Annotated in this window: 24 protein-coding genes and 1 riboswitch; of the genes, 18 read left to right on the top strand and 6 right to left on the bottom strand. The window is 63.0% G+C overall.

The genetic code is table 11. The features are described from left to right. The first annotated feature begins 66 nt into the window (after positions 1–66). From relA to SGN16_RS22150, 3 genes are all read left to right on the top strand, one after another. Positions 67–2313 (top strand): GTP diphosphokinase, encoded by a 2247-nt coding sequence (relA, locus tag SGN16_RS22160; RefSeq protein WP_339101797.1) that lies wholly within the window; start codon positions 67–69, stop codon positions 2311–2313. Between the two features lie 64 nt (positions 2314–2377). Continuing rightward, on the top strand, positions 2378–3211 hold the full coding sequence (gene mazG, locus SGN16_RS22155) for a nucleoside triphosphate pyrophosphohydrolase (protein WP_339101796.1): 834 nt from the start codon (positions 2378–2380) through the stop codon (positions 3209–3211). 26 nt (positions 3212–3237) lie between these two features. Continuing rightward, the gene (locus SGN16_RS22150; RefSeq protein ID WP_339101795.1) at positions 3238–3777 is read left to right on the top strand and encodes a DUF2058 domain-containing protein; all 540 of its coding nucleotides are present in this window, start codon (positions 3238–3240) and stop codon (positions 3775–3777) included. Positions 3778–3921: 144 nt separating this feature from the next. On the opposite strand, the gene SGN16_RS22145 is transcribed toward SGN16_RS22150, so the two are convergent. The 4 genes from SGN16_RS22145 to purM form a co-directional block, all read right to left on the bottom strand. Then, positions 3922–4116, bottom strand: coding sequence for a hypothetical protein (locus tag SGN16_RS22145; RefSeq protein WP_025215049.1), 195 nt, complete (start codon positions 4114–4116; stop codon positions 3922–3924). Between the two features lie 397 nt (positions 4117–4513). Further along, positions 4514–5227: a DUF3108 domain-containing protein gene (locus SGN16_RS22140; protein ID WP_134925419.1), complete on the bottom strand. Its 714-nt coding sequence runs from the start codon at positions 5225–5227 to the stop codon at positions 4514–4516. A gap of 8 nt (positions 5228–5235) precedes the next feature. Further along, entirely contained in the window at positions 5236–5886 is a 651-nt protein-coding gene (gene purN, locus SGN16_RS22135; RefSeq protein WP_135846752.1) for a phosphoribosylglycinamide formyltransferase, read from the bottom strand. Beyond that, positions 5886–6944: a phosphoribosylformylglycinamidine cyclo-ligase gene (purM, locus tag SGN16_RS22130; RefSeq protein WP_003204658.1), complete on the bottom strand. Its 1059-nt coding sequence runs from the start codon at positions 6942–6944 to the stop codon at positions 5886–5888. The genes purN and purM overlap by 1 nt, the downstream gene beginning before the upstream one ends. A 364-nt stretch (positions 6945–7308) precedes the next feature. Here purM and SGN16_RS22125 point away from each other — a divergent pair, with 364 nt between their 5' ends. The 5 genes from SGN16_RS22125 to SGN16_RS22105 all read left to right on the top strand — a co-directional run bounded on the left by SGN16_RS22125 (position 7309) and on the right by SGN16_RS22105 (position 11900). Continuing rightward, positions 7309–8367: a DUF2066 domain-containing protein gene (locus SGN16_RS22125; RefSeq protein ID WP_335945329.1), complete on the top strand. Its 1059-nt coding sequence runs from the start codon at positions 7309–7311 to the stop codon at positions 8365–8367. Between the two features lie 32 nt (positions 8368–8399). Then, positions 8400–9473, top strand: a complete 1074-nt coding sequence (locus SGN16_RS22120; RefSeq protein ID WP_210640082.1) for an AI-2E family transporter — start codon at positions 8400–8402, stop codon at positions 9471–9473. Between the two features lie 181 nt (positions 9474–9654). After that, positions 9655–10359 carry a DnaA regulatory inactivator Hda gene (hda, locus tag SGN16_RS22115; RefSeq protein ID WP_003178999.1) on the top strand — a complete coding sequence of 235 codons (705 nt, stop codon included), beginning with the start codon at positions 9655–9657 and terminating at the stop codon, positions 10357–10359. A gap of 212 nt (positions 10360–10571) precedes the next feature. Beyond that, the gene (locus SGN16_RS22110; protein WP_210640081.1) at positions 10572–11198 is read left to right on the top strand and encodes an NlpC/P60 family protein; all 627 of its coding nucleotides are present in this window, start codon (positions 10572–10574) and stop codon (positions 11196–11198) included. A 165-nt stretch (positions 11199–11363) separates the two neighbouring features. After that, positions 11364–11900 (top strand): C40 family peptidase, encoded by a 537-nt coding sequence (locus SGN16_RS22105; protein WP_210640079.1) that lies wholly within the window; start codon positions 11364–11366, stop codon positions 11898–11900. Positions 11901–11944: 44 nt separating this feature from the next. Here the strand turns inward: SGN16_RS22105 and SGN16_RS22100 are convergent, their stop codons facing one another. Both SGN16_RS22100 and SGN16_RS22095 read right to left on the bottom strand, forming a co-directional pair. Next, the gene (locus SGN16_RS22100) at positions 11945–13255 is read right to left on the bottom strand and encodes a sorbosone dehydrogenase family protein (protein ID WP_210640077.1); all 1311 of its coding nucleotides are present in this window, start codon (positions 13253–13255) and stop codon (positions 11945–11947) included. A gap of 211 nt (positions 13256–13466) precedes the next feature. Next, positions 13467–14051, bottom strand: coding sequence for a hypothetical protein (locus SGN16_RS22095; protein WP_335945328.1), 585 nt, complete (start codon positions 14049–14051; stop codon positions 13467–13469). A 153-nt stretch (positions 14052–14204) separates the two neighbouring features. Further along, positions 14205–14414, top strand: a riboswitch (cobalamin riboswitch). Positions 14415–14491: 77 nt separating this feature from the next. On the opposite strand from SGN16_RS22095, the gene cobO reads away from it, so the two are divergent. The 10 genes from cobO to SGN16_RS22045 all read left to right on the top strand — a co-directional run bounded on the left by cobO (position 14492) and on the right by SGN16_RS22045 (position 23503). Next, on the top strand, positions 14492–15103 hold the full coding sequence (cobO, locus tag SGN16_RS22090; RefSeq protein WP_210640073.1) for a cob(I)yrinic acid a,c-diamide adenosyltransferase: 612 nt from the start codon (positions 14492–14494) through the stop codon (positions 15101–15103). Further along, on the top strand, positions 15100–16500 hold the full coding sequence (locus SGN16_RS22085; RefSeq protein ID WP_335945327.1) for a cobyrinate a,c-diamide synthase: 1401 nt from the start codon (positions 15100–15102) through the stop codon (positions 16498–16500). The genes cobO and SGN16_RS22085 overlap by 4 nt, the downstream gene beginning before the upstream one ends. Continuing rightward, entirely contained in the window at positions 16497–17147 is a 651-nt protein-coding gene (gene bluB, locus SGN16_RS22080) for a 5,6-dimethylbenzimidazole synthase (protein WP_335945326.1), read from the top strand. Before SGN16_RS22085 ends, bluB begins: the two co-directional genes overlap by 4 nt. Then, on the top strand, positions 17144–18052 hold the full coding sequence (cbiB, locus tag SGN16_RS22075) for an adenosylcobinamide-phosphate synthase CbiB (protein ID WP_335945325.1): 909 nt from the start codon (positions 17144–17146) through the stop codon (positions 18050–18052). The genes bluB and cbiB overlap by 4 nt, the downstream gene beginning before the upstream one ends. After that, positions 18045–19037, top strand: coding sequence for a threonine-phosphate decarboxylase CobD (gene cobD / locus SGN16_RS22070; protein WP_210640060.1), 993 nt, complete (start codon positions 18045–18047; stop codon positions 19035–19037). Before cbiB ends, cobD begins: the two co-directional genes overlap by 8 nt. Beyond that, positions 19034–20485: a cobyric acid synthase gene (locus SGN16_RS22065; protein WP_335945324.1), complete on the top strand. Its 1452-nt coding sequence runs from the start codon at positions 19034–19036 to the stop codon at positions 20483–20485. Before cobD ends, SGN16_RS22065 begins: the two co-directional genes overlap by 4 nt. A gap of 132 nt (positions 20486–20617) precedes the next feature. Next, positions 20618–21139 carry a bifunctional adenosylcobinamide kinase/adenosylcobinamide-phosphate guanylyltransferase gene (gene cobU, locus SGN16_RS22060; RefSeq protein ID WP_210640056.1) on the top strand — a complete coding sequence of 174 codons (522 nt, stop codon included), beginning with the start codon at positions 20618–20620 and terminating at the stop codon, positions 21137–21139. Further along, positions 21136–22191, top strand: coding sequence for a nicotinate-nucleotide--dimethylbenzimidazole phosphoribosyltransferase (gene cobT / locus SGN16_RS22055; RefSeq protein ID WP_335945323.1), 1056 nt, complete (start codon positions 21136–21138; stop codon positions 22189–22191). Before cobU ends, cobT begins: the two co-directional genes overlap by 4 nt. Beyond that, entirely contained in the window at positions 22188–22763 is a 576-nt protein-coding gene (gene cobC, locus SGN16_RS22050) for an alpha-ribazole phosphatase family protein (protein ID WP_335945322.1), read from the top strand. The genes cobT and cobC overlap by 4 nt, the downstream gene beginning before the upstream one ends. 2 nt (positions 22764–22765) lie before the next feature. Then, positions 22766–23503: an adenosylcobinamide-GDP ribazoletransferase gene (locus SGN16_RS22045; protein WP_335945321.1), complete on the top strand. Its 738-nt coding sequence runs from the start codon at positions 22766–22768 to the stop codon at positions 23501–23503. Positions 23504–23569 lie beyond the last annotated feature (66 nt).

The following is a 23569-nucleotide window of genomic DNA, read 5'->3' as shown; positions in this document are numbered from 1 at the left end:
AACACGAACACCGAAGGGCAGCGATGTTGACGCATTGAATCTGCGTCGTAGGGAAGGTAGGTAAAGATGGTACAGGTGAGAGCACACCAGCCGATCAACACTGACGGCAGTATCAATCTCGAGGCTTGGCTCGATCATGCGGTCAGTATCGACACGGCACTGGATCGCGAAGCCTTGAAGGCCGCCTGCGAGTTCGCTCGTGAGGCCGAGCAGCAACACAACGCGGCGAAGAACCTGTGGTCCGAAGGCACCTCGAGTTTCCAGACGGGCCTGGAGATCGCTGAGATTCTTGCCGACCTCAAGCTCGACCAGGATTCGCTGGTGGCCGCGGTGCTGTACCGTGGCGTGCGCGAAGGCCAGATCCAGCTTCCGGTGGTCAGCCAGCGCTTCGGCACGGTGGTCGCCAAGCTGATCGACGGCGTGCTGCGCATGGCCGCCATCAGTGCCAGCCTCAGTCCGCGCCAGTCCATGGTCCTGGGTACCCAGGGCCAGGTGGAAAACCTGCGCAAGATGCTGGTGGCCATGGTCGACGACGTGCGCGTCGCGCTCATCAAGCTGGCCGAGCGAACCTGCGCGATCCGTGCGGTGAAAGCCGCCGATGACGAAAAGCGCAACCGCGTCGCCCGCGAGGTGTTCGACATCTACGCGCCCCTGGCCCATCGTCTGGGTATCGGCCATATCAAGTGGGAGCTGGAGGACTTGTCCTTCCGCTACCTGGAGCCCGACCAGTACAAACAGATCGCCAAGTTGTTGCATGAGCGGCGCCTGGATCGCGAGCGCTTCATCACCGATGTGATGACCCAGTTGCGCGAAGAGTTGCAGGCCACCGGCGTGGAAGCCGACATCAGTGGCCGGGCCAAGCACATCTACTCGATCTGGCGCAAAATGCAGCGCAAAGGCCTGGAATTCAGCCAGATCTACGACGTTCGCGCCGTTCGCGTGCTGGTCCCGGAAATGCGTGATTGCTACACCGCGCTGGGGATCGTCCACACCTTGTGGCGGCACATTCCCAAGGAGTTCGACGATTACATCGCCAACCCCAAGGAAAACGGCTATCGCTCGCTGCACACCGCAGTGATCGGCCCCGAGGGCAAGGTGCTGGAGGTGCAGATCCGTACCCACGCCATGCACGAGGAAGCCGAGCTGGGTGTCTGCGCGCACTGGAAATACAAGGGCACCGACGTCAAGTCCGGCTCGAACCACTACGAAGAGAAAATCTCCTGGTTGCGCCAGGTGTTGGAGTGGCACGAAGAACTGGGCGATATCGGCGGCCTGGCCGAACAGCTGCGAGTCGATATCGAGCCGGACCGGGTCTACATCTTCACCCCTGACGGCCACGCCATCGACCTGCCCAAGGGCGCGACGCCGCTGGACTTCGCCTATCGGGTCCACACCGAGATCGGTCACAACTGCCGAGGCGCCAAGATCAACGGGCGGATCGTGCCGCTCAACTACAGCCTGCAGACCGGTGAACAGGTCGAGATCATCACCAGCAAGCACGGCACGCCGAGCCGCGACTGGCTGAACCCGAACCTGGGCTACATCACCACGTCCCGGGCGCGGGCGAAGATCGTCCATTGGTTCAAGCTGCAGGCGCGTGACCAGAACGTCGCCGCCGGCAAGACCTTGCTCGAACGCGAACTCAGTCGCCTGGGCCTGCCGCAGGTGGATTTCGACAAGCTGGCCGAAAAGGCCAACATGAAGACCGCCGAAGACATGTTCGCCGCCCTCGGTGCCGGTGATCTGCGTCTGGCGCAACTGGTCAACCTGGCCCAGCAACTGGTGGAGCCGGAACGCGGCAACGAACAACTGGAACTGATCCCACGCAAGGCCACCGGCTACAAGCCAGGCAAGCGTGGAGACATCCAGATCCAGGGCGTAGGCAACCTGATGACCCAGATGGCCGGCTGCTGCCAGCCGTTGCCAGGGGATGCGATCGTCGGCTACATCACCCAGGGCCGAGGCGTGAGCATTCACCGCCAGGACTGCGCCTCGGTGCTGCAACTGGCCGGTCGCGAACCGGAGCGGATCATCCAGGTCAGTTGGGGGCCGGTGCCGGTGCTCACCTACCCGGTGGACATCGTCATCCGCGCCTACGACCGCTCCGGCCTGCTGCGCGACGTGTCCCAGGTGTTGCTGAACGAGCGGATCAACGTGCTGGCGGTCAACACCCGTTCGAACAAGGAAGACAACACCGCGCTGATGTCCCTGACCATCGAGATTCCGGGGCTGGATGCGCTGGGGCGGTTGCTGGGGCGGATTTCCCAGTTGCCGAACATCATCGAGACCCGGCGCAATCGGACACCGGGTTAAGCGCAGTCCAAAAATGTGGGAGCGAGGTTGCTCCCACAGGTTTTTTTTGTGATGGGATGGATTGATGTACAGCCTTGAAGACCTGCTCCACCTGATGAACCGCCTGCGCGACCCGCAGTACGGCTGCCCATGGGACATCAAGCAAACCTACGCGACCATCGTTCCCCATACCCTGGAAGAAGCCTACGAAGTGGCCGATGCCATCGAGCGCGGCGACTTCGATCACTTGCAGGGCGAGTTGGGCGACCTGTTGTTCCAGGTGGTGTATTACAGCCAATTGGCCCGGGAAGAAAACCGCTTCGAATTCGCTGGCGTGGTCGACAGCATCACCCGCAAGCTGATCCGCCGCCATCCCCATGTATTTCCTACCGGTGACCTGTACGCGCCTGTGGATATCCCCCGCCTGAGCGAAGAACAGGTCAAGCAGCGCTGGGAAGAAATCAAGGCCGATGAGCGGGCCGAGAAAGCCTCGGCGCCGGAGCAGTTGTCGTTGCTCGACGATGTGCCGGCGGCCTTGCCGGCTTTATCCCGCTCGGCGAAGTTGCAGAAGCGTGCCGGTCAGGTCGGTTTCGACTGGCCAGGCCCGTTGCCGGTGCTCGACAAGGTCCGCGAGGAACTGGACGAAGTGCTCGAAGCCATGGCCGACAATGACCCGGTGGCCATCAGCGATGAGATCGGCGATCTGCTGTTCAGTGTGGTGAACCTGGCTCGCCACCTCAAAGTTGACCCGGAAACGGCCCTGCGTGGGGCCAACGGGAAATTCGAACGACGTTTCCGATTTATCGAACAGGCATTGCGCGATACCCACCGTCCCATGGAAGATTGCACCCTCGAAGAGTTGGACGCCTTGTGGGGCGAAGCCAAACGTCAGGAAAAGAATTTGCCCAGCTGTGGCTGAGGCCGTTGCCTAAGTGAGTAAGCACCATGAGCCTTTCCCTTCGCGACCAGTTGCTCAAAGCAGGGCTGGTCAACCAAAAGCAGGCCAAGCAGGTCAGCAAAGAAAAACAGAAGCAGCAGCGCCTGGCCCACAAGGGCCAGATCGAGCTGGATGACTCCCAGCAGCGCGCGGCCCAGGAGGCCATGGCCGAGAAGGTCAAGCGCGACCAGGAACTCAACCGCCAGCAGCAGGAAAAGGCCGAGCAGAAGGCCCGGGCCGCACAGATCAAGCAATTGATCGAAGTTTCGCGCCTGCCGAAGCTGACCACCGAGGACTATTACAACTTCGTCGACGACAAGAAGGTCAAGCGCCTTTCGGTCAACACCCTGATGCGCAACAAGCTGAGCAGCGGCTCGCTGGCGATCGTCCATCATGCCGGCGGCTACGAAGTGATCCCTCGCGAAGCGGCCCTGAAAATCCAGGAACGCGATCCCAAGCGCATCGTCCAGCTCAACACCCAGACCGAAGAAGTGGATGCGGATGATCCGTACGCGGCGTATCAGATTCCGGATGATTTGATGTGGTAAGCAGGGCGCAATGCCATTGAGCTGAAACACAAAACCTGTGGGAGCGAGCTTGCTCGCGATAGCGTCGTATCAGTAAACATCTCTGTCACTGATAGACCGCTATCGCGAGCAAGCTCGCTCCCACAGGATTTTCATCGCCAATTCTTACGATTCCGCCATCTCCCGCGAGCGCAGCCTTTCCTCGCGTTCCAGCTCAGCCTTGTAGCTATGGGCATCGGTCTCGGAGTGGAACATCCCCACCAGCAAATCCTGTTGATGCACATCCCAGATCCGGATACCGGCGGCAATACCTTCGTGGGACATGTGGGCGTCGTCGCGTTCAGTTACTTTCACAGTCATCTTGCAAGCTCCAATCTCTGTTATCTGCAGCAAGGCGTGTGCAGGACTTTGTTATAGATTTGGATAGCCTGCTAAGTAAATGCTTCGGCGTGTTAAGAAGTTTTCATTAAAATCGCAGCAATCCTGCAGGCCACGTAGTGCGCGGCATTCGGTCGCAGGGGGGCGTTCATGAAGAAGTTTTCATGTTGGAGGTAACTCTTCGGTAAATGCAAAAACCTGTGGGAGCGAGCTTGCTCGCGATAGCGGTGTATCAGTCAACATCTCTGCTGGCTGGCCTACCGCTATCGCGAGCAAGCTCGCTCCCACAGGTTCATTGCCCGCAGGTTCATTTGGGTGATCAGGAAGCCCAGGCAAAAAGAAGCCCCGCATCTGCGGGGCTTCTTGTTTTCGGCGTGGTTCAGCTGCCTTTCACAGCCTTGCCGTTGACCGTGCCGTCCAGGAGCATGATGTTGTACTCCTTGCCGTCGGTCTCGACTTGTTGCAGGCGCACCAGCAGGTAGTCCCAGTCCTTGGCGAACCAGAGCACGGTGATGCGTTTGCTTTGTGTCGGGTCGCGCACGCGCTCGACCTTGATCGCGTCGATCTGGCCAGCCTTGGTGTCGACCTTTTCCGAGCCCAGCACGCGGAAGTCATAGGTATCGACTTCGCCGTCATCGACGACCTGGTAGCTCATGCTTTTCTTGCCGGCCGCCACGTCGTGCTGCAGGGCCAACTGATAAGTGGATTTATCGACCATGCCACGGTTGAGCGGCAGTTTGACCGCATCGCCGCGATCGGTGCCGGTGACCATCTTGGTGTTCCAGTCGAAGTCCAGGTCGGCCTTCTTGGCTTTGCCCAGGCCACCGCGTTCGAAGTGGTAGGACTGTGGCAGCAGGGTGTCCTTGTCCAGGGTCAGCGTGCTTTCTTCGGTCAGGCTGGCGATCATCATCGAAGCCTTGAAGCTCAGCTTCCAGGTGCCGTTGGCCTCCTTGGTCAGGTTGCGCTCGGCGGTGCCGCTCATGGGCAACTGTTTCCAGTCGGCGGTGTAGCTGGCGGAGAACGGTTGAAGTTCTGCAGCCTGTGCCAGGGGCAAGGCCAGCAGAGCGCAAGCGAAGAGCAGGGCGCGACGCATAAAATCTCCTAGTATCGAATCAAATGGCCGCTGGCGGCGAGTAACTGGCCGTCCAGTGAGGCACCGCGATCGTCGAGGGTCAGCCGTCCTTCGGCAAACCAACGCACGGCCATCGGGTAGATCTGGTGCTCGCGGGCGTGAACCCGTTGCGCCAGGCTTTGTGGCGTGTCGTGCAACTCTACCGGTATTACTGCCTGTACGACCAGTGGTCCGCCATCGAGTTCCTCGGTGACAAAGTGCACCGAGCAGCCATGCTCCGTGTCTCCGGCCTCCAGCGCCCGCTGGTGAGTATGTAACCCTTTGTATTTGGGCAACAGCGAGGGGTGGATATTGAACAGGCGGCCCTGGTAGTGACGCACGAAACCGGCGCTGAGGATGCGCATGAAGCCGGCCAGTACTACCAGGTGCGGATTGAAGGTGTCGATCTGTTCGATCAGTGCGGCGTCGAAGGCTTCGCGGCCCTCGAACGCCTTGTGATCCAGGACGCGGGTGTCGATCCCCGCGTCCTTGGCGCGTTGCAGGCCATAGGCATCGGCGCGGTTGGAAATCACCGCACGGATACGGACCGGGCTGTCACCGGTCCGTGTGCTGTCGATCAAGGCCTGCAAGTTGCTGCCGGTGCCAGACAGCAGCACCACCACGTCACAGGTTGCGGACATCAGTGCGCCTTAAGGTTTTTCAGCTCTACCTGGGCAGCGCCTTCGGCGGCGGTGGCGATCTGGCCGATGACCCAAGGCTGCTCGCCGGCTTCACGCAGTACGTTCAGGGCCGTTTCGACGTGCTCCTGGGCCACGCAGATGACCATGCCCACGCCGCAGTTCAGCACGCGGTGCATTTCGGTTTCATCGACGTTGCCTTTCTCTTGCAGCCAGTCGAACACCGCCGGGCGGGTCCAGCTTGCTACGTCGACCACCGCCTGGGCGCCTTTTGGCAGCACGCGCGGGATGTTGTCCAGCAGGCCGCCACCGGTGATGTGGGCCATGGCCTTGACGGCGCCGGTGTCCTTGATCAGCTTGAGCAGCGGCTTGACGTAGATGCGGGTCGGGGCCATCAGCAGGTCGGCCAGCGGCTTGCCGTCGAGCTGGGTGTTCTCGATGTCGGCACCGGAGACTTCGATGATCTTGCGGATCAGCGAGTAGCCGTTGGAGTGCGGGCCGGAGGACGGCAGGGCGAGCAGGGCGTCGCCAGCGGCGACTTTCGAGCCGTCGATGATCTCGGCCTTCTCCACGACGCCGACGCAGAAACCGGCCAGGTCGTAGTCTTCGCCTTCGTACATGCCCGGCATTTCAGCGGTTTCGCCGCCGACCAGGGAGCAGCCGGACAATTCGCAGCCAGCGCCGATGCCGGTCACTACCTGGGCGGCAGTGTCGACATTGAGTTTGCCGGTGGCGTAGTAGTCGAGGAAGAACAGCGGCTCGGCACCGCAGACCACCAGGTCGTTCACGCACATGGCCACCAGGTCGATGCCGATGCTGTCGTGCTTGTTCAGGTTCAGTGCCAGGCGCAGCTTGGTGCCGACGCCGTCGGTGCCCGAGACCAGCACCGGTTGCTTGTAGCCGGCCGGGATCTCGCAGAGGGCGCCGAAACCGCCCAGGCCGCCCATGACTTCCGGACGCGCAGTGCGCTTGGCGACGCTCTTGATGCGTTCGACCAATGCTTCACCGGCGTCGATGTCTACACCGGCGTCCTTGTAGCTCAGGGAGGGTTGCTTGCTCATGATCCAGGCCTTTAGGGGGGATTTCTGGGTAACGACCGACGCCGGGGCCATTGAATAACCGTTGTACGAATTATTCCGGGTGCCCAGCCATTGCCGGTCTGCGAAGGCGCGCGATTTTATCAGGCTTGAGGGGCAGCGGCCATCCTCGCGCCGACGGGCAGGGACATATCCACGGAAAAAAACCGATATTTCTTATATTGGTACTGTGTAGCGCGTCTGTATAAGGTGTAGCGGTAACCGGTTATGGTGATGACAGGGCGAAACTTCCATCGGGCGTGTGAATGTTTTGCCGGGTGCTGTGGTCACAGCCATGCTCAATCTTCTTCACACGGCCTGTTCCAGCCGTTATGTCCGGGAATCTTCCATGCGTTTGTTCAAATTCTTGTCTGTGGGCTGCTTGTCGCTGATCAGCCTGGCGAGCCATGCCGAAACCCTCAATGGCCTTTATCAAGTGCTCGAGCCGGTCAGCAACCAGACCCCGGAGGAGCGTAACCAGGCGACCCTGCGCGCCCTGGACACCTTGGTGCTGCGCCTGACCGGCGACGCCAAGGCCGCGCAGAATCCTGGCCTGGCGGCGGTCCGCAAGGACCCGCAACAGATCATTCTTCAATATGGCTACGACGCCGGCCCGCCGGAAAGCCTCAAGGTCGACTTCGATCCGGTGAGCACGGACCGGGCCTTGCGTACGGCGGGATTGTCGCTGTGGGGCGCGAACCGGCCGTCGATCCTGGGTTGGTGGTTGAACGACTCGACCGAGGGTTCCAGCCTGGTGGGCGACGCCCAGGCCAGTGCCGCACCGCTGCGCCGCGCCGCCCAGCACCGAGGCCTGCCGCTGCGCCTGCCGTTGGCTGACCTGAGCGAACAGATCGTCGCCACCGCGCCGAACCTTGAGGGCAACGATCCTGCTCCGCTGCGTGAGGCCTCGGAGCGCTACGCGGCGGACGCCTTGCTGGCGGTCCACGCTAAGGAAGAGGGCGGCCAGTGGCATGGGACCTGGCGCCTGTGGCTGGGGGATCAGCGCGAGCAGGGCACAGCCCAGGGCGCCGACCCTACCGCCCTGGCCGATGCGGTGATGTTGGCGGTGAGCCAGCGCCTGGCGCCGCGTTTCGTCGCCAAGCCGGGCGTGGCCACCGAACAATTGCTGGAAGTGCAGGGCATGAACCTTGAGCGTTATGCGGCGCTTGGGCGTTTGCTCGAGCCGTTTGGTGGGCAATTGCAGCGGGTTGAAGGTGACCGGATCGTCTATCGGGTCAATGGCAGCGCCGAACAGTTGAAAGCGCAACTGGCCCTGGCGAAATTGCAGGAAATTCCGCCCGGTGAGGCCGTCGCGCCGGAGCCTGTGGCCCAGCCAGCCGTCGATGGTTCGGCGCCGGTCGCGGCGCCAACGCCTGCACCGACTGCCAGCTTGCGCTTTCGTTGGTAGGTTTTCTTTCTTTATATAGCTAGGAGTGGTTCATGGGCGATACGCGGCGTTGGTTCTGGTTGGGTGGGGTCGCCCTGCTGATTGCGCTTATCTATTTGCTGCATCCGATCCTCACGCCGTTCCTGGTTGCGTTGCTGTTGGCCTACCTGTTCGATCCGGTGGTGGATCGCCTGGAAAAACTCGGCCTGTCGCGGACCTGGGGCGTGGTGGCGGTGTTTGCGCTGTTCACGCTGATTGTGAGCGCCCTGTTGCTGGTGCTGATACCGATGCTCGCCAAACAATTGGTGCGTCTGTACGAACTGGCGCCGCAGATGCTCGACTGGTTGCAGCACAGCGCGGTGCCGTGGGTGCAATCGAAGCTGGGGTTGGCGGACGGTTTCTGGAAGTTCGACAAGGTCAAGGCGGCCATCAGCGAGCACATGGGGCAGACCACTGACATCGTTGGCGTGGTGTTGAGCCAGGCCACGGCCTCGGGTCTGGCGTTGATCGGTTGGTTGGCGAACCTTGTGCTGATTCCGGTGGTGGCGTTCTATCTGCTGCGGGATTGGGACCTGATGATGGCCAAGATCCGCAGCCTGCTGCCACGGCACCGTGAAGAACGCATCATGACCCTGACCGGCGAATGTCACGAAGTGCTCGGGGCGTTCGTGCGCGGGCAGTTGCTGGTGATGGTGGCGCTGGGCTTCATCTACGCGGCCGGGTTGATGCTGGTGGGGCTGGAGTTGGGCCTGCTGATCGGCATGATCGCCGGGCTGGCGGCCATCGTGCCGTACATGGGGTTTGTGATCGGGATTGGCGCGGCGTTGGTCGCCGGGTTGTTCCAGTTTGGCGGCGACTTGTACCCGATGATCGGCATCATTGCGGTGTTCATGGTCGGCCAGGCCCTGGAGGGCATGGTGCTGACGCCGTTGCTGGTGGGCGATCGCATCGGCCTGCACCCGGTGGCGGTGATCTTCGCGATCCTGGCCGGTGGCGAGTTGTTCGGTTTCACCGGGATCCTGCTGGCGCTGCCGGTGGCGGCGGTGATCATGGTGCTTGTGCGCCATATGCACGATTTGTACAAGGATTCGGACATCTATAGCGGCGCCGAAGACCCTGATCTGTAGGGCGAATGGCGGGCGTGACGGCCGTCCTGGCGTCAGGGAAACCGTCGCGTCGCTGTCCTGGCGTTGCAAACCTTTGATTTTGCTCGTGGTCCGGCGCATTGTGCGGTCCGCGCCACGGGTATAAACTTTGCGCACTTCACACAGAGGCCACTAACGGTTCCTTGGGAACTGTTCAGTCCGCATGAAACCGATTCAGCTGCCCCTAGGTGTGCGTCTGCGTGATGACGCCACCTTTATCAACTACTACCCAGGCGCCAATGCCGCTGCACTCGGCTATGTCGAGCGGCTTTGCGAAGCCGACGCCGGCTGGACCGAGAGCCTGATTTACCTGTGGGGCAAGGATGGGGTAGGGCGCACGCACTTGTTGCAGGCGGCTTGCCTGCGCTTCGAGCAGTTGGGCGAGCCGGCGGTGTATCTGCCGTTGGCGGAGTTGCTGGATCGCGGCGTTGAAATCCTCGACAACCTGGAACAGTACGAACTGGTCTGCCTGGATGATCTCCAGGCGGTGGCTGGTAAGGCCGATTGGGAAGAGGCGCTGTTTCATCTGTTCAATCGGTTACGCGACAGCGGTCGACGCCTGCTGATTGCGGCCTCGACCTCGCCGCGCGAGCTGCCGGTAAAACTGGCGGACCTCAAGTCCCGTCTCACTCTGGCGCTGATTTTCCAGATGCGCCCGCTGTCCGACGAAGACAAACTCCGCGCCTTGCAGCTGCGCGCTTCCCGGCGTGGCCTGCACCTGACCGATGAAGTCGGGCATTTCATTCTCACCCGTGGCACCCGCAGCATGAGCGCCTTGTTCGAATTGCTCGAACGCCTCGACCAGGCCTCCCTCCAGGCTCAACGCAAGCTGACTATTCCTTTTTTGAAAGAAACCCTGGGCTGGTAGAACCGTTGCAAGTAGTGGCTCATAGCCTTGTTTTGGCGCGACGAAACCCGCGGCCCTGCTGGGCTGCAGGCTGCATGACGGTCAAAACGGGCTTAAGCGCTTAGATGTAAACGTAAAACCGAGAAGTCACATTTGCATCGATTGAATTTGCAAATGAGGTTGATAGAAGGCATAGTCTCGCCATCTTTACTACTTCAGCCACGGTCGTGCCCATGCTAAATCGCTTCGCACCCCTCGTGCCTCTCGCACTCGTTACCCTGTTGTTCGGTTGCGCTGCCCACTCTCCAGTGTCCCAGCAAGCGCCACAACCACAGGTCAAGAACTCCGTTACCGCCCAGTCTTCCTCCGTTGCGTTCCAGGAAGAAATGGCCTCCGATAAAGAGCTGGCGGCCTTCGCCGGCAGCAAGCCGTATCAGCTTCCAGTGCTGGCCGACAGCATCCTGGAACGCGGCATGTCATTGATCGGTACCCGCTACCGTTTTGGCGGTACCTCTGAAGCCGGCTTCGATTGCAGTGGTTTCATCGGTTACCTGTTCCGCGAAGAGGCTGGCATGAACCTGCCGCGCTCCACTCGCGAAATGATCAACGTGAATGCCCCCCTGGTGGCTCGCAATCAACTGGAGCCCGGTGATTTGCTGTTCTTCAGCACCAACGGTCGTCGTGGTCGCGTCAGCCATGCCGGGATCTACCTGGGTGACAACCAGTTCATCCATTCCAGCAGCCGCCGCAGCGGTGGCGTGCGCATCGACAGCCTGGGCGACAGCTACTGGAACAAGACTTTCATCGAAGCCAAGCGCGCCCTCGCCATGGCACCGACTGTGATGACTGCTCGCAAGTAAGCACACGGTTTGTAAGGCAAACTTAAAGTCTTACTTGAAGTTTGCCGCATAGTCGCTAGAATCCTTGATCATTGATTGATGGCAATCCGCCTGCGTATTACGCAGGCGGATTTGTTTCCATGCCCACGGCAGAAAAGCCGCATCCAGATCAGGATTGTTCTGCATATGTCGACGTCGGCCCGCCTCGCTCTCATGTGTTTCGCCGCGCTACTCAGCGCCTGCGCTAGCCGCACTCCGCCGCCGCCAGCCCCCGTACGGGCACCGGTGGTCTTTGCTCCCTCGCAAGCCTTTTCCCCGGCCGCCGAAGACGTGCTCTTCCGCGCCCTGGGCCTGGTGGGCACGCCGTATCGTTGGGGTGGAAATACACCGGACTCGGGTTTCGATTGCAGTGGCTTGATCGGCTATGTGTATCGTGACGCTGCTGGCATTTCCCTGCCGCGTTCCACTCGAGAAATGATCGGCATGCGCGCTCCCGATGTCGGCAAGGACGCGTTGCAGACCGGCGACCTGATCTTCTTCGCCACCAACGGCGGCTCCCAGGTCAGCCACGCCGGGATCTATGTCGGCGAGGGCCGTTTCGTCCACGCGCCGGCCACTGGCGGTACGGTCAAGCTCGACAGCCTGTCCAAGGCCTATTGGCAGAAAGCCTATCTGAGCGCCAAGCGGGTGTTGCAGCCGGAGCATCTGGCGCGTAATCCCTGAGTTGTTGCTCCCACAGATCCCCGCGCCACAAGGGTGTGTAGGCGTTACTTAGCCGACACCCGCCAGATCTTGTTCCCCACATCATCGGCCACCAACAACCCGCCCTGTTTATCGATCACCACGCCCACCGGCCGGCCCTGGGCTTTTTCGTCGGCGTTTAGGAACCCAGTCAGTACATCCACGGGTTGGCCCACCGGCTTGCCGCCGTTGAACGGTACGAAAATCACTTTATAACCACTGTGGGGCTTGCGGTTCCATGACCCGTGCTGCCCGATGAAAGCCCCTTCGGTGAACGGCGCGGGCAAGGCGCTGCCTTCGGCGAAGGTCAGGCCCAGTGAGGCGGTATGGGGGCCGACGGCGTAGTCCGGGGCGATGGCCTTGGCCACCAGCGCCGGGTTCTGCGGTTCGACGCGGGCATCGACATGTTGCCCGTAATAGCTATAGGGCCAGCCATAGAATGCGCCGTCCTTGACCGAGGTGATGTAGTCCGGGACCAGGTCGCTGCCGATCTCATCCCGCTCGTTCACCGCTGTCCACAGCGCCCCACTGCGTGGTTCCCAGGCCAGGCCGTTGGGGTTGCGCAGGCCCGTGGCGAAGATGCGGTGATTGCCGCTGGCACGGTCCACTTCCCAGATGGCGGCGCGGCCTTCTTCAGCTTCCATGCCATTTTCCGCGACGTTGCTGTTGGAGCCGGTGGTGACGTACAGCTTGCTGCCGTCGCGGCTGGCGATGACGTTTTTGGTCCAGTGGTGATTGATGGTGCCGCCCGGCAAATCGACGACCTTGGTGGGCTGCGCCTTGATTTGCGTGTCCCCGTCCTTGTAGGGGAAGCGGATCAGCCGGTCGGTGTCGGCCACGTACAGGTCATTGCCCACCAGGGTCATGCCGAACGGCGAGTTGAGGTTCTCCAGGAACACCGTTCGGGTTTCGGCGACGCCGTCGTGATTGGTGTCGCGCAGTAGCGTGATGCGGTTGGGGCTGGGTACGCCGGCACCGGCGCGGCCCATGACTTTTTTCATCACCCAGCCACGGATACCCTTGGCATCGTCGGGCTTGGGCGGGGCATTGGTTTCGGCCACCAGCACATCGCCGTTGGGTAATACATAGAGCCAGCGCGGATGATCCAGGCCCTCGGCAAATGCGCCCACCTGCAGGCCCTGAGCCGGGGTGGGCTTGGCGCCGTCGGGCCAGCCGACCGCTTCGGCGATGTTGACGGTCGGGACCAGGGTCTTGTTCGGTTCGGGCAGTTTCGGCGCCGGACCGGTGCCGTCGGAGACTTGCAGCGTGGACGACTCGCCACAAGCGACGAGCCCTGTGGCAAGGGCGACGATCAGGAGGTGCGGTGGCTTGAGCATGCTGGCTTCCCTATGAATGCATGTAGTTATTCATAGAGAAGCGTAGGCATGCGATGGTTCAACTGCAGGCGCGTGTCAGCAGGTAAGCGACCTGTGGGAGCGGGCTTGCTCGCGATAGCGGTCCGTCAGATGCATTGTTATTGACTGGCCCGCCGCTATCGCAAGCAAGCGCGCTCCCACCGTTTCTCCCGCGGTTCTAGCGTGGATTGAGTCAACCGTGAGCCTGTTTGAACAGCACGGCGATGCCAGGATGGTATTGACCGGCCTCGTTTCGCAACTTGCGGTAGGCATAGGGAAAGTACCAGGCCACGGCGCAGGTGTTTTCCTTCTGCAAGTCGTCGATCATGTCCTGCAGTTCTTCGGGCGTGGCGCTCTGCTGGGCTTTTTGCGGCGCGACGAACAGGCAGCCCAGCTTCAGGTCGCTGGAATAGCTGATGCGCTTGGCATCGCTGGCGGCCTCGGACAGGGGTTGGGTCAGGTTCAGGTTGTTGACCTTGGGCCAGCGTTGCGTGGCCTGGATGAAGGCGCGCTCATCGGTGCTGGCGATGAACAAATCGGCGCTGACGTTGCGTTCGCCTTCTTCATTCTGCTTGCGGGTCGGGGTGTTTTGCAGCGTGACCATCTCCGCCATCCAGGCGGCAGCCGACAGCAAGCCGAGGTTGGCTTTTTCATCGAACCAGTAAGGCGTGTCGTTATCGCCCCGCACGGCGTTGTAGCGATCGATGCAGTCAAACCAACGTTCCAGCACCGGGCGCAGGAATTCCAGTTTTGGATTGCTGATGATCATCCCTTGCATGCTTTGCCCTCTTGTTTTTGTGATATCGGGTCGTAGTGTCGCTTTGATATCACTTGCCGCAGAATCACACAAGATTGGCGTCACTTTATTGATGGGCGCCAATGATTGCCCCGACAGGCGGCTTTAATTGACGCTCCACCCCCAACCCTCTAACCTTCGCCGCTTGTTTCAGGTGCTCTGTGACCACGGTCGACAGAGTGAAACAGGGAAGCCGGTGAGTGCACACGAACCCGGCGCTGCCCCCGCAACGGTAAATGAGTCAACGCTGTGCCTAAGCCACTGTGTCGCCGACATGGGAAGGCGCACAGCCCGGCATTGCGCCGCTCATGAGCCCGGAGACCGGCCTGATCCATCCAACGGCATCACGGTGGGCGATGCCAGGCTCGCTGCCGTCCTTTTTATGCCCGCCCGCCGTTATCCAATCTCAACGGAGAGCTTCCATGACCGACACCCCCGATCGCGACGAACGCCACCTGGCGCGCATGCTGCGCAAGAAAGCCGTGATCGACGAGCGCATCGCCAACTCGCCGAACGAATGCGGCCTGCTGCTGGTGCTGACCGGCAACGGCAAGGGCAAGAGCAGCTCGGCGTTTGGCATGCTGGCGCGGTCCATGGGGCACGGCATGCAATGCGGCGTGGTGCAGTTCATCAAGGGCCGCAGCAGCACCGGTGAGGAGCTGTTTTTCCGCCGCTTCCCGGAGCAGGTGCGCTTTCACGTCATGGGCGAAGGCTTCACTTGGGAAACCCAGGATCGCCAGCGCGACATCGCCGCCGCCGAGGCCGCCTGGGCTGTATCGCGGCAATTGCTCAGCGATCCGTCCATCGGCCTGGTGGTGCTCGACGAATTGAATATCGCCCTCAAGCACGGCTACCTCGACCTCGATCAAGTCCTCAGTGATCTGCAAGCCCGCCCACCGATGCAGCATGTGGTGGTGACCGGGCGTGGTGCCAAGCCGGAGATGATCGAGCTGGCCGACACCGTCACCGAAATGGGCATGATCAAGCACGCGTTCCAGGCCGGCATCAAGGCGCAGAAAGGCGTCGAACTGTGAGTGATGCTCGCCACTGCCCGGCGGTGCTGATCGCCGCCCCGGCCTCGGGGCAGGGCAAGACCACCGTCACCGCGGCCCTGGCGCGTTTGCATCGCAACCAGGGGCGTAAGGTGCGCGTCTTCAAGTGCGGCCCGGACTTCCTCGACCCGATGATCCTGGAGCGGGCCAGCGGCGCGCCGGTCTATCAATTGGACATGTGGATGGTCGGCGAGCAGGAAAGCCGCCGGCTGTTGTGGGAAGCCGCCGCCGAGGCGGACCTGATCCTGATCGAAGGGGTGATGGGTTTGTTCGACGGCACGCCGTCCAGCGCCGATCTGGCGCGGCATTTTGGCGTGCCGGTGCTGGCGGTGATCGATGGCACAGCCATGGCCCAGACCTTCGGCGCCCTGGCCTTGGGCCTGGCCCGTTATCAGCCGGACTTGCCGTTCGCCGGGGTCTTGGCCAACCGCGTCGGCACCTTGCGCCACGCGCAGTTGCTTGAAGGCAGCCTGACCGAAGGTCTGCGTTGGTACGGCGCGCTGTCCCGGGAAACCGGTATCGAATTACCCAGCCGTCACCTCGGGTTGGTCCAGGCCAGCGAATTGAATGACCTCGACCTGCGCCTCGACGCGGCAGCCGAGGCCTTGGCCGGCAGTTGTGAAGTGGCGCTGCCGCCGGCGGTGGCGTTCGCTGCGCCTGAGCTGATTACCCCGCAGCCGTGGCTCGACGGTGTGCGTATCGCCGTGGCCCGGGACGAAGCGTTTGCCTTCACCTATGGCGCCAGCCTTGATCTGCTGCGGGCCATGGGTGCGCAACTGAGCTTCTTTTCGCCGATCCATGACACCGAACTGCCCGAGGCGGACAGCCTCTATCTGCCCGGCGGTTATCCGGAATTGCACCACGTTGCGTTGGCCCGGAACACGCCGATGCTGGCGGCGATCCGGGCTCATCACGCCGCCGACAAACCGTTACTCGCCGAATGTGGCGGCATGCTGTATCTGCTCGATTCATTGACCGACGTCGACGGCACCCGTGCTGAACTGCTGGGTTTGCTCGCCGGTGATGCGCAGATGCAAAAGCGTCTGGCGGCCTTGGCGCTGCAAACGGTGGATTTGCCGGAAGGTTCCCTGCGTGGGCACACCTATCATCATTCCTTGACCAGCACCGAGCTTGAACCGATTGCCCGTGGCCATAGCCCGAATGGCGGGCGAGGAGCGGAGGCGGTTTTCCGGCAGGGGCGGATGACGGCTTCTTATGTGCATTTTTATTTTCCGTCCAATCCCAGGGCGATTGCCGCGTTGTTTGCGCCCGGACTTGAGACCGCTATCGCGAGCAAGCTCGCCCCCGCAGGGGACCCAGTGATCTCAAGTGCAGCGCCAGCCAGTGTGGGAGCGAGCTTGCTCGCGAAGAGGCCATGACAGATACCGCTTTCTCCCAGGCCGAACGCGATGCGATCTACCGCGCCATCGCCGAGCGCCGTGACATGCGCCACTTCACCGGCGGTACGGTCGAACCGGCCTTGCTGCGCCGTCTGCTGGAAGCCGCGCACCAGGCCCCCAGCGTCGGCCTGATGCAACCCTGGCGGTTCATCCGCATCAGCGACCGCGCCTTGCGCGGGCAGATCCGTGAACAGGTGGAACAGGAACGCATCCGCACCGCCGAGGCCCTGGGTGAGCGCAGCGATGAATTCATGAAGCTCAAGGTCGAAGGCATCAACGATTGCGCCGAGGTGCTGGTGGCGGCGTTGATGGAGGATCGCGAGCGGCACATCTTCGGTCGGCGGACCTTGCCGGAAATGGACCTGGCTTCGCTGTCCTGCGCGATCCAGAACCTCTGGCTGGCTTCCCGCGCCGAAGGGTTGGGGATGGGCTGGGTGTCGTTGTTCGAACCCCAGGCCCTGGCCGATCTGCTGGGCCTGCCGGCGGGCGCCAAGCCACTGGCGATCCTCTGCCTGGGCCCGGTCGAGGCTTTTTACCCGGCGCCGATGCTTGCCCTGGAAGGCTGGGCGCAACCGCGTTCGCTGAATGAACTGCTGTATGAAAACCATTGGGGAGTGAGCCCATGAGTGTGGCGTTGCTCAGTGCCGCCGCAGTGGCGCTGGATGCGCTGCTGGGCGAGCCCCGGCGCTGGCATCCATTGGTGGCATTCGGCGGCTTTGCCGACCGTATCGAACAACGCTTCAATTCCGGCGGCCGTGGCTGGCGCAGCCACGGGGTGACGGCGTGGATCATCGCTGTGGTGCCGTTGACTTTGCTGGTCACAGCCCTGTCCTGGGCACCGATGGTGGGCTGGCTGGTGGACATCCTCGCGTTGTATTGCGCCCTCGGCCTGCGCAGCCTCGGTGAACATGTCGAGCCGGTGGCCCGGGCGCTGCGCAGCGGCGATCTGGACGAGGCGCGCAAGCGTGTTGGCTATCTGGTCAGCCGCGAAACCGCTGAACTGGATGAAACCGCTGTGGCCCGCGCCGCCACCGAGTCGGTGCTGGAAAACGGCAGCGACGCGGTGTTTGCCGCGCTGTTCTGGTTCGCCGTGGCCGGTGCGCCCGGCGTGGTGCTCTACCGGCTGAGCAATACCCTCGACGCCATGTGGGGCTATCGCAACGAACGCTTCGAGCGCTTCGGCTGGGCAGCGGCGAAAATCGACGACGTGCTCAACTACATTCCCGCACGACTGGTGGCTTTGACCTACGCCGTGCTCGGTCAAACTCGCTTGGCGCTCAAATGCTGGCGCAGCCAGGGCCCGACCTGGGACAGCCCCAATGCCGGGCCGGTGATGGCCGCCGGTGCTGGCGCATTGGGCGTCGAGCTGGGCGGCGCGGCGGTGTATCACGGCGAACTGCACCAACGTCCACCGCTGGGCGAGGGCGTGCCGGCGAGTGCCGATTCCATTGATCGCGGCTGGCAATTGGTCCAGCGCGGGGTATGGTTGTGGTTGCTGATTCTCTGCCTGGGAGCTGAGTTTTATGCTTGAGCACGGTGGACGCCTGCGCAACGCAGCCCGGCAATACGGGATTGCCGAGGCCGACTGGCTCGACTTGTCCAGCGGCCTGGCGCCTTGGCCATTCGAGGTCCCGGCGATTCCCCTGCGAGCCTGGGCGCGCCTGCCGGAAACCGATGACGGCTTGGAGCAGGCCGCCTGCGATTACTACGGTGCGTTGGATGTGCTGCCGGTGGCCGGTTCGCAGATGGCCATCCAGCTGTTGCCGCGTCTGCGTCGGGCCGGCAAGGTCGGCGTGCTCTCGCCGTGCTACGCCGAGCACGCCGAAGCCTGGCGCCGCAGCGGCTACATCGTGCGCGAAGTGCTGGAGTCGGAAGTGGATTTCTTCCTCGACAGCCTCGACGTGCTGGTGGTGGTCAACCCGAACAACCCCACCGGCCTGAGTCTGGACCCTGAGCGCTTGCTCGACTGGCACGCCCGCCTGGCCCAGCGCGGTGGCTGGCTGGTGGTGGACGAGGCCTTTATGGACATCACGCCGCCGCTGAGCCTGGCCGCTCATACCCATCAGGTCGGGCTGATCGTGCTGCGTTCGTTCGGCAAGTTCTTTGGCTTGGCTGGGGTCCGCCTGGGGTTTGTCTTGGCCGAGCGGCGGTTGCTCAAGTTGCTCGCCGAACAAGTCGGGCCATGGGCCGTCAGCGGGCCGACCCGGGTGTTGGGCCAGGCGTGCCTGCTGGACACCGCGGCCCACGCGCGCCAGCGGCAACGCTGCGAAGCCACCAGCCAACGCCTGGCGCTGACTCTGGAACGCCACGGCTTCAAACCCCAGGGCGGCTGCGGATTGTTCCAATGGCTGGTCACCGAACATGCCGTGGGCCTTCACGATTTCATGGCCCATCGCGGCATTCTCCTGCGCTTGTTTGCCAACAACAGCAGCCTGCGCTTCGGGCTTCCGGCGGATGACGCCGAGTTCTTGCGTCTGGAACAGGCGCTCGAAGCCTACGCCAAGGAGATTCAATGACCACTGTGATGGTGCAGGGCACCACCTCCGATGCCGGCAAAAGTACTCTGGTCACGGCGCTGTGCCGCTGGGTCACGCGCCAAGGTGTGAGCGTGGTGCCGTTCAAGCCGCAGAACATGGCCCTCAACAGCGCCGTGACCGCCGACGGCGGCGAAATCGGTCGCGCCCAGGCGGTGCAGGCCCAGGCCTCCGGGCTCGAGCCGCACACCGACATGAACCCGGTGCTGCTCAAGCCCAACAGCGACACCGGCGCCCAGGTGATCATCCATGGTCGCGCCGTCACCACCATGAACGCCGTGGCTTATCACGATTACAAAGCCGTCGCCATGCAAGCGGTGCTGGCCTCCCACGCGCGCTTGAGCGCGGCGTATCCGGTGGTAATGGTGGAAGGCGCCGGCTCGCCGGCCGAGATCAACCTGCGCGCCGGTGACATCGCCAACATGGGCTTTGCCGAGGCGGTGGACTGCCCGGTGCTGTTGATCGCCGATATCAATCGCGGCGGGGTGTTCGCCCATCTGGTGGGCACGCTGGAGTTGCTTTCCCCCAGCGAACAGGCGCGGGTCAAGGGCTTCATCATCAACCGTTTTCGTGGCGACATCGCTTTGCTGCAACCGGGCCTGGACTGGCTGGAGGCGCGCACCGGCAAACCGGTGATCGGCGTATTGCCCTACGTGATGGACCTGCACCTGGAAGCCGAGGACGGCCTCGACCAACGTCAGATCGACAAGGCCGAGCAAGTGCTGAAAGTGGTGGTGCCGGTCTTGCCGCGCATCAGCAACCACACCGATTTCGATCCGCTGCGCCTGCACCCGCAGGTCGACCTGCAATTCATCGGCCCCGGCCAAACCATCCCGCCGGCCGACCTGATCATCCTGCCCGGTTCGAAAAGCGTGCGCAGCGACCTGGCCTACCTGCGCGCCAACGGTTGGGACACGGCGATCCAGCGTCACTTGCGCTACGGCGGCAAGTTGCTGGGCATCTGCGGCGGTTTGCAGATGCTCGGCCAGCAGGTCCACGATCCGCTGGGGCTCGAAGGTGCGGCGGGTTCCAGTGCCGGGCTGGGCCTGCTGGCCTTCGAAACGACCCTGGAACATGAGAAACAACTGCGCAATGTGCGCGGGCGATTGGCCTTGGAAGAGGCTGAGGTTAGCGGCTACGAAATTCACGCGGGCGTGACCACCGGCCCGGCCCTGGAAAACGCCGCGGTGCACTTGGAAGACGGCCGTTGCGACGGCGCCCAGAGCCTCGACGGACAGGTGTTCGGCACCTACCTGCATGGGCTGTTCGAGTCGCCCCAGGCCAGCAGCGCATTGTTGCGGTGGGCCGGGTTGCAGGACGTGCAAACAGTGGATTACCACGGCTTGCGCGAGCGGGACATCGAGCGGTTGGCGGATCTGGTGGAGCGGCATTTGGATACCGGGGTGTTGCGTGAACTCTGTGGGATTTAGGTCGATTCGGCTGGCGCCATCGCGAGCAAGCTCGCTCCCACATTGGATCTGCGGTGTACATAAGTCCCCTGTGGGAGCGAGCTTGCTCGCGATGGGGCCGGCAGCAACACCGCCATTTGAAAGGTAAACAACATGCTGCAACTCATCCTCGGCGGCGCCCGCTCCGGCAAGAGTCGCCTGGCGGAAAAGCTCGCCACGGACAGCCGATTACCCGTGACTTACATCGCCACCAGCCAGCCCCTGGACGGTGAGATGAACGAGCGGGTCGCCCAGCATCGCGCCCGCCGTCCGGCCGAATGGGCGCTGGTGGAAGAGCCCTTGGCCCTGGCCCGCGTGCTGCGGGAAAACGCCGCTCCCGGGCAATGCCTGTTGGTGGACTGCCTGACCCTCTGGCTGACCAACCTGCTGATGCTCGACGATCCCGAACAACTGAATACCGAGCGCCAAGCGCTGCTGGACTGCCTGGCCGCGCTGCCCGGTGAAATCATTTTTGTCAGCAACGAGACCGGAATGGGTGTCGTGCCGCTGGGCGAGTTGACTCGCCGTTACGTCGATGAAGCCGGTTGGCTGCATCAAGCCTTGGCCGAACGTTGTCAGCGCGTCGTGCTGACCGTCGCCGGCCTGCCCCTGACTCTCAAAGGTACTGCGTTATGACTCACCGCTGGTGGCTGGACCCATGCAAGCCCCTCGATACCCTGGTTCTGGAGCAGGCCACGGCCCGTCAGCAACAGCTGACCAAACCTGCCGGTTCATTGGGCCGACTGGAGTCGGTGGCGGTGCAACTGGCGGGCCTGCAAGGGCAGCTCAAGCCGAGCCTGGATCGGCTGTGGATCGCGATTTTCGCCGGCGACCACGGCGTGGTGGCTGAAGGCGTATCGGCCTATCCCCAGGAAGTCACCGGGCAGATGCTGCTCAACTTCGTCAGTGGCGGTGCGGCGATCAGCGTCCTGGCGCGGCAACTGGGCGCGTCCCTGGAAGTGGTTGACCTGGGCACCGTCACGCCTGCACTGGACCTGCCCGGTGTGCGGCACCTGAACCTCGGGTCGGGCACGGCGAATTTCGCCCAGGGCCCGGCCATGACGGTGAGCCAGGGCGAGCAGGCCTTGCGAGCCGGGCGCGACAGTGTGCTGCGTGCCGTCGCGGCCGGAACGCAATTGTTCATCGGCGGCGAGATGGGCATTGGCAACACCACCGCCGCCAGCGCCTTGGCCTGCGCCTTGCTCGAATGCCCGGTGGCGCATCTGGTGGGGCCGGGCACGGGGTTGGACGCCGCGGGTGTCAGCCACAAGACCCAGGTGATCGAACGGGCCCTGGCGTTGCACGCTGCCCAGGGCAACGACCCGTTGCAGACCCTGTTCAACCTCGGCGGTTTTGAAATCGCAGCCTTGGTCGGTGCGTACCTGGCCTGCGCCCAGCAGGGCGTCGCCGTGCTGGTGGATGGCTTCATCTGCAGCGTCGCGGCCCTGATGGCCGTACGGCTCAATCCCGCGTGCCAGCCGTGGCTGCTGTTCGCCCATCGCGGCGCCGAACCGGGCCATCGCCACGTGCTGGAAACCCTCGGTGCCGAACCGCTGCTGGAGCTCGGCCTGCGCCTGGGTGAGGGCAGTGGTGCGGCGTTGGCAGTGCCGCTGTTGCGCCTGGCGTGTGATCTTCATGGGCAGATGGCGACGTTTGCCGAAGCGGCCGTGGCGGACCGCCCGGCATGACTTTGCGCCTGGACCTGCTGCGTCACGGCGAAACCGAACTGGGCGGTGGCTTGCGTGGCAGCCTCGACGATGCCTTGACCGCCAAGGGCTGGGAGCAGATGCACACGGCTGTCGCTCAAGGCGGGCCCTGGGATCGCCTGGTCAGTTCACCGCTGCAGCGCTGCGCCCGTTTCGCCGAGCAACTCGGCGCCCGGCTCAACGTACCGGTGCACTTGGACAAAGACCTGCAAGAGCTGCATTTTGGCGCCTGGGAAGGTCGCAGCGCGGCGGCACTGATGGATACCGACGCCGAGGCACTGGGCCGGTTCTGGGCTGATCCCTATGCCTTCACGCCTCCCGAAGGCGAGCCGGTGCTGACGTTTTCCAATCGAGTCCTCACGGCAGTCGAACGCCTGCACGTGGCCTATGCCGGTCAGCGGGTCTTACTGGTCAGCCATGGCGGCGTGATGCGCCTGCTGCTGGCCCAGGCCCGCGGCCTGCCTCGGGAGCAGTTGCTTAATGTCGAAGTCGGTCATGGCGCGCTGTTTTCCCTTCAGGTGTCGTCCGGCTCCGTACTGGCAGAGGTTAGCTGAAGATGTTGCCCTTCTGGATCGCCCTGCAATTTCTCAGCAGCCTGCCGGTGCGCCTGCCAGGCATGCCTGAACCTGAGCAACTGGGTCGTTCGCTGCTGTTCTATCCACTGGTGGGGCTGTTGTTCGGTGTTTTGCTGTGGCTGCTCAATGCCCTGCTGCTCGGCGCGCCGCCGTTGCTCCACGCCGCGCTGTTGCTGACGGCGTGGGTATTGCTCAGCGGCGGCCTGCACCTGGATGGCCTGGCCGACAGCGCGGATGCCTGGCTGGGCGGCTTCGGCGATCGCGAGCGCACGCTGCTGATCATGAAAGATCCACGCAGCGGGCCCATCGCGGTGATCACCCTGGTGTTGGTGCTGCTGCTCAAGTTCACCGCGTTGCTGGCGTTGATCGAGCAGGGGCAAGCGTTGGTCTTGACCATCGTGCCGGTGTTGGGGCGTGCGGCGTTGCTTGGCCTGTTTCTCACCACGCCTTACGTGCGGGCCGGCGGGTTGGGCCAGGCCCTTGCCGATCATCTGCCCCGGCGTGCAGGGTGGTGGGTGTTGTTGGTGTGCGCGCTGGGGGGCGTGCTGGTGGCGGGTTGGGCGGGTGTCTGTGCGTTGGCCGTGACCTTGGCGGTATTCGTCGGCTTGCGGCGGATGATGCTGCGCAGGCTCGGGGGCTGCACCGGGGATACGGCTGGGGCGTTGCTGGAGTTGCTGGAGGTGGCGGTGTTGGTGGGGTTGGGGTTGGGGTGGGTCTGAGTTGACGGGAACGCGATGGGGGCCGTTTCGCCCGGAAAATCCCCCGGAAAATCCCAAGACGGGACT

Origin of the sequence: Pseudomonas sp. G166 (assembly GCF_037027455.2) — a bacterium.
Lineage (GTDB): Bacteria > Pseudomonadota > Gammaproteobacteria > Pseudomonadales > Pseudomonadaceae > Aquipseudomonas.
The sequence above is the reverse complement of the archived record's forward strand: the minus strand, read 5'-3'. Positions and strand labels throughout refer to the sequence as shown.

Excerpts from the sequence above, each read along its gene's own strand:
- SGN16_RS22145 (WP_025215049.1), bottom strand. The coding sequence starts at position 4,116 with ATGACTGTGAAAGTAACTGAACGCGACGACGCCCACATGTCCCACGAA.
- SGN16_RS22110 (WP_210640081.1), top strand. The coding sequence starts at position 10,572 with ATGCTAAATCGCTTCGCACCCCTCGTGCCTCTCGCACTCGTTACCCTG.
- SGN16_RS22125 (WP_335945329.1), top strand. The coding sequence starts at position 7,309 with ATGCGTTTGTTCAAATTCTTGTCTGTGGGCTGCTTGTCGCTGATCAGC.
- cobC (WP_335945322.1), top strand. The coding sequence starts at position 22,188 with ATGACTTTGCGCCTGGACCTGCTGCGTCACGGCGAAACCGAACTGGGC.
- mazG (WP_339101796.1), top strand. The coding sequence starts at position 2,378 with ATGTACAGCCTTGAAGACCTGCTCCACCTGATGAACCGCCTGCGCGAC.
- SGN16_RS22150 (WP_339101795.1), top strand. The coding sequence starts at position 3,238 with ATGAGCCTTTCCCTTCGCGACCAGTTGCTCAAAGCAGGGCTGGTCAAC.
- purM (WP_003204658.1), bottom strand. The coding sequence starts at position 6,944 with ATGAGCAAGCAACCCTCCCTGAGCTACAAGGACGCCGGTGTAGACATC.
- SGN16_RS22105 (WP_210640079.1), top strand. The coding sequence starts at position 11,364 with ATGTCGACGTCGGCCCGCCTCGCTCTCATGTGTTTCGCCGCGCTACTC.
- cobO (WP_210640073.1), top strand. The coding sequence starts at position 14,492 with ATGACCGACACCCCCGATCGCGACGAACGCCACCTGGCGCGCATGCTG.
- cobD (WP_210640060.1), top strand. The coding sequence starts at position 18,045 with ATGCTTGAGCACGGTGGACGCCTGCGCAACGCAGCCCGGCAATACGGG.
- SGN16_RS22065 (WP_335945324.1), top strand. The coding sequence starts at position 19,034 with ATGACCACTGTGATGGTGCAGGGCACCACCTCCGATGCCGGCAAAAGT.
- relA (WP_339101797.1), top strand. The coding sequence starts at position 67 with ATGGTACAGGTGAGAGCACACCAGCCGATCAACACTGACGGCAGTATC.
- SGN16_RS22140 (WP_134925419.1), bottom strand. The coding sequence starts at position 5,227 with ATGCGTCGCGCCCTGCTCTTCGCTTGCGCTCTGCTGGCCTTGCCCCTG.
- cobU (WP_210640056.1), top strand. The coding sequence starts at position 20,618 with ATGCTGCAACTCATCCTCGGCGGCGCCCGCTCCGGCAAGAGTCGCCTG.
- purN (WP_135846752.1), bottom strand. The coding sequence starts at position 5,886 with ATGTCCGCAACCTGTGACGTGGTGGTGCTGCTGTCTGGCACCGGCAGC.
- SGN16_RS22045 (WP_335945321.1), top strand. The coding sequence starts at position 22,766 with ATGTTGCCCTTCTGGATCGCCCTGCAATTTCTCAGCAGCCTGCCGGTG.
- hda (WP_003178999.1), top strand. The coding sequence starts at position 9,655 with ATGAAACCGATTCAGCTGCCCCTAGGTGTGCGTCTGCGTGATGACGCC.
- cbiB (WP_335945325.1), top strand. The coding sequence starts at position 17,144 with ATGAGTGTGGCGTTGCTCAGTGCCGCCGCAGTGGCGCTGGATGCGCTG.
- SGN16_RS22120 (WP_210640082.1), top strand. The coding sequence starts at position 8,400 with ATGGGCGATACGCGGCGTTGGTTCTGGTTGGGTGGGGTCGCCCTGCTG.
- bluB (WP_335945326.1), top strand. The coding sequence starts at position 16,497 with ATGACAGATACCGCTTTCTCCCAGGCCGAACGCGATGCGATCTACCGC.
- SGN16_RS22100 (WP_210640077.1), bottom strand. The coding sequence starts at position 13,255 with ATGCTCAAGCCACCGCACCTCCTGATCGTCGCCCTTGCCACAGGGCTC.
- cobT (WP_335945323.1), top strand. The coding sequence starts at position 21,136 with ATGACTCACCGCTGGTGGCTGGACCCATGCAAGCCCCTCGATACCCTG.
- SGN16_RS22095 (WP_335945328.1), bottom strand. The coding sequence starts at position 14,051 with ATGCAAGGGATGATCATCAGCAATCCAAAACTGGAATTCCTGCGCCCG.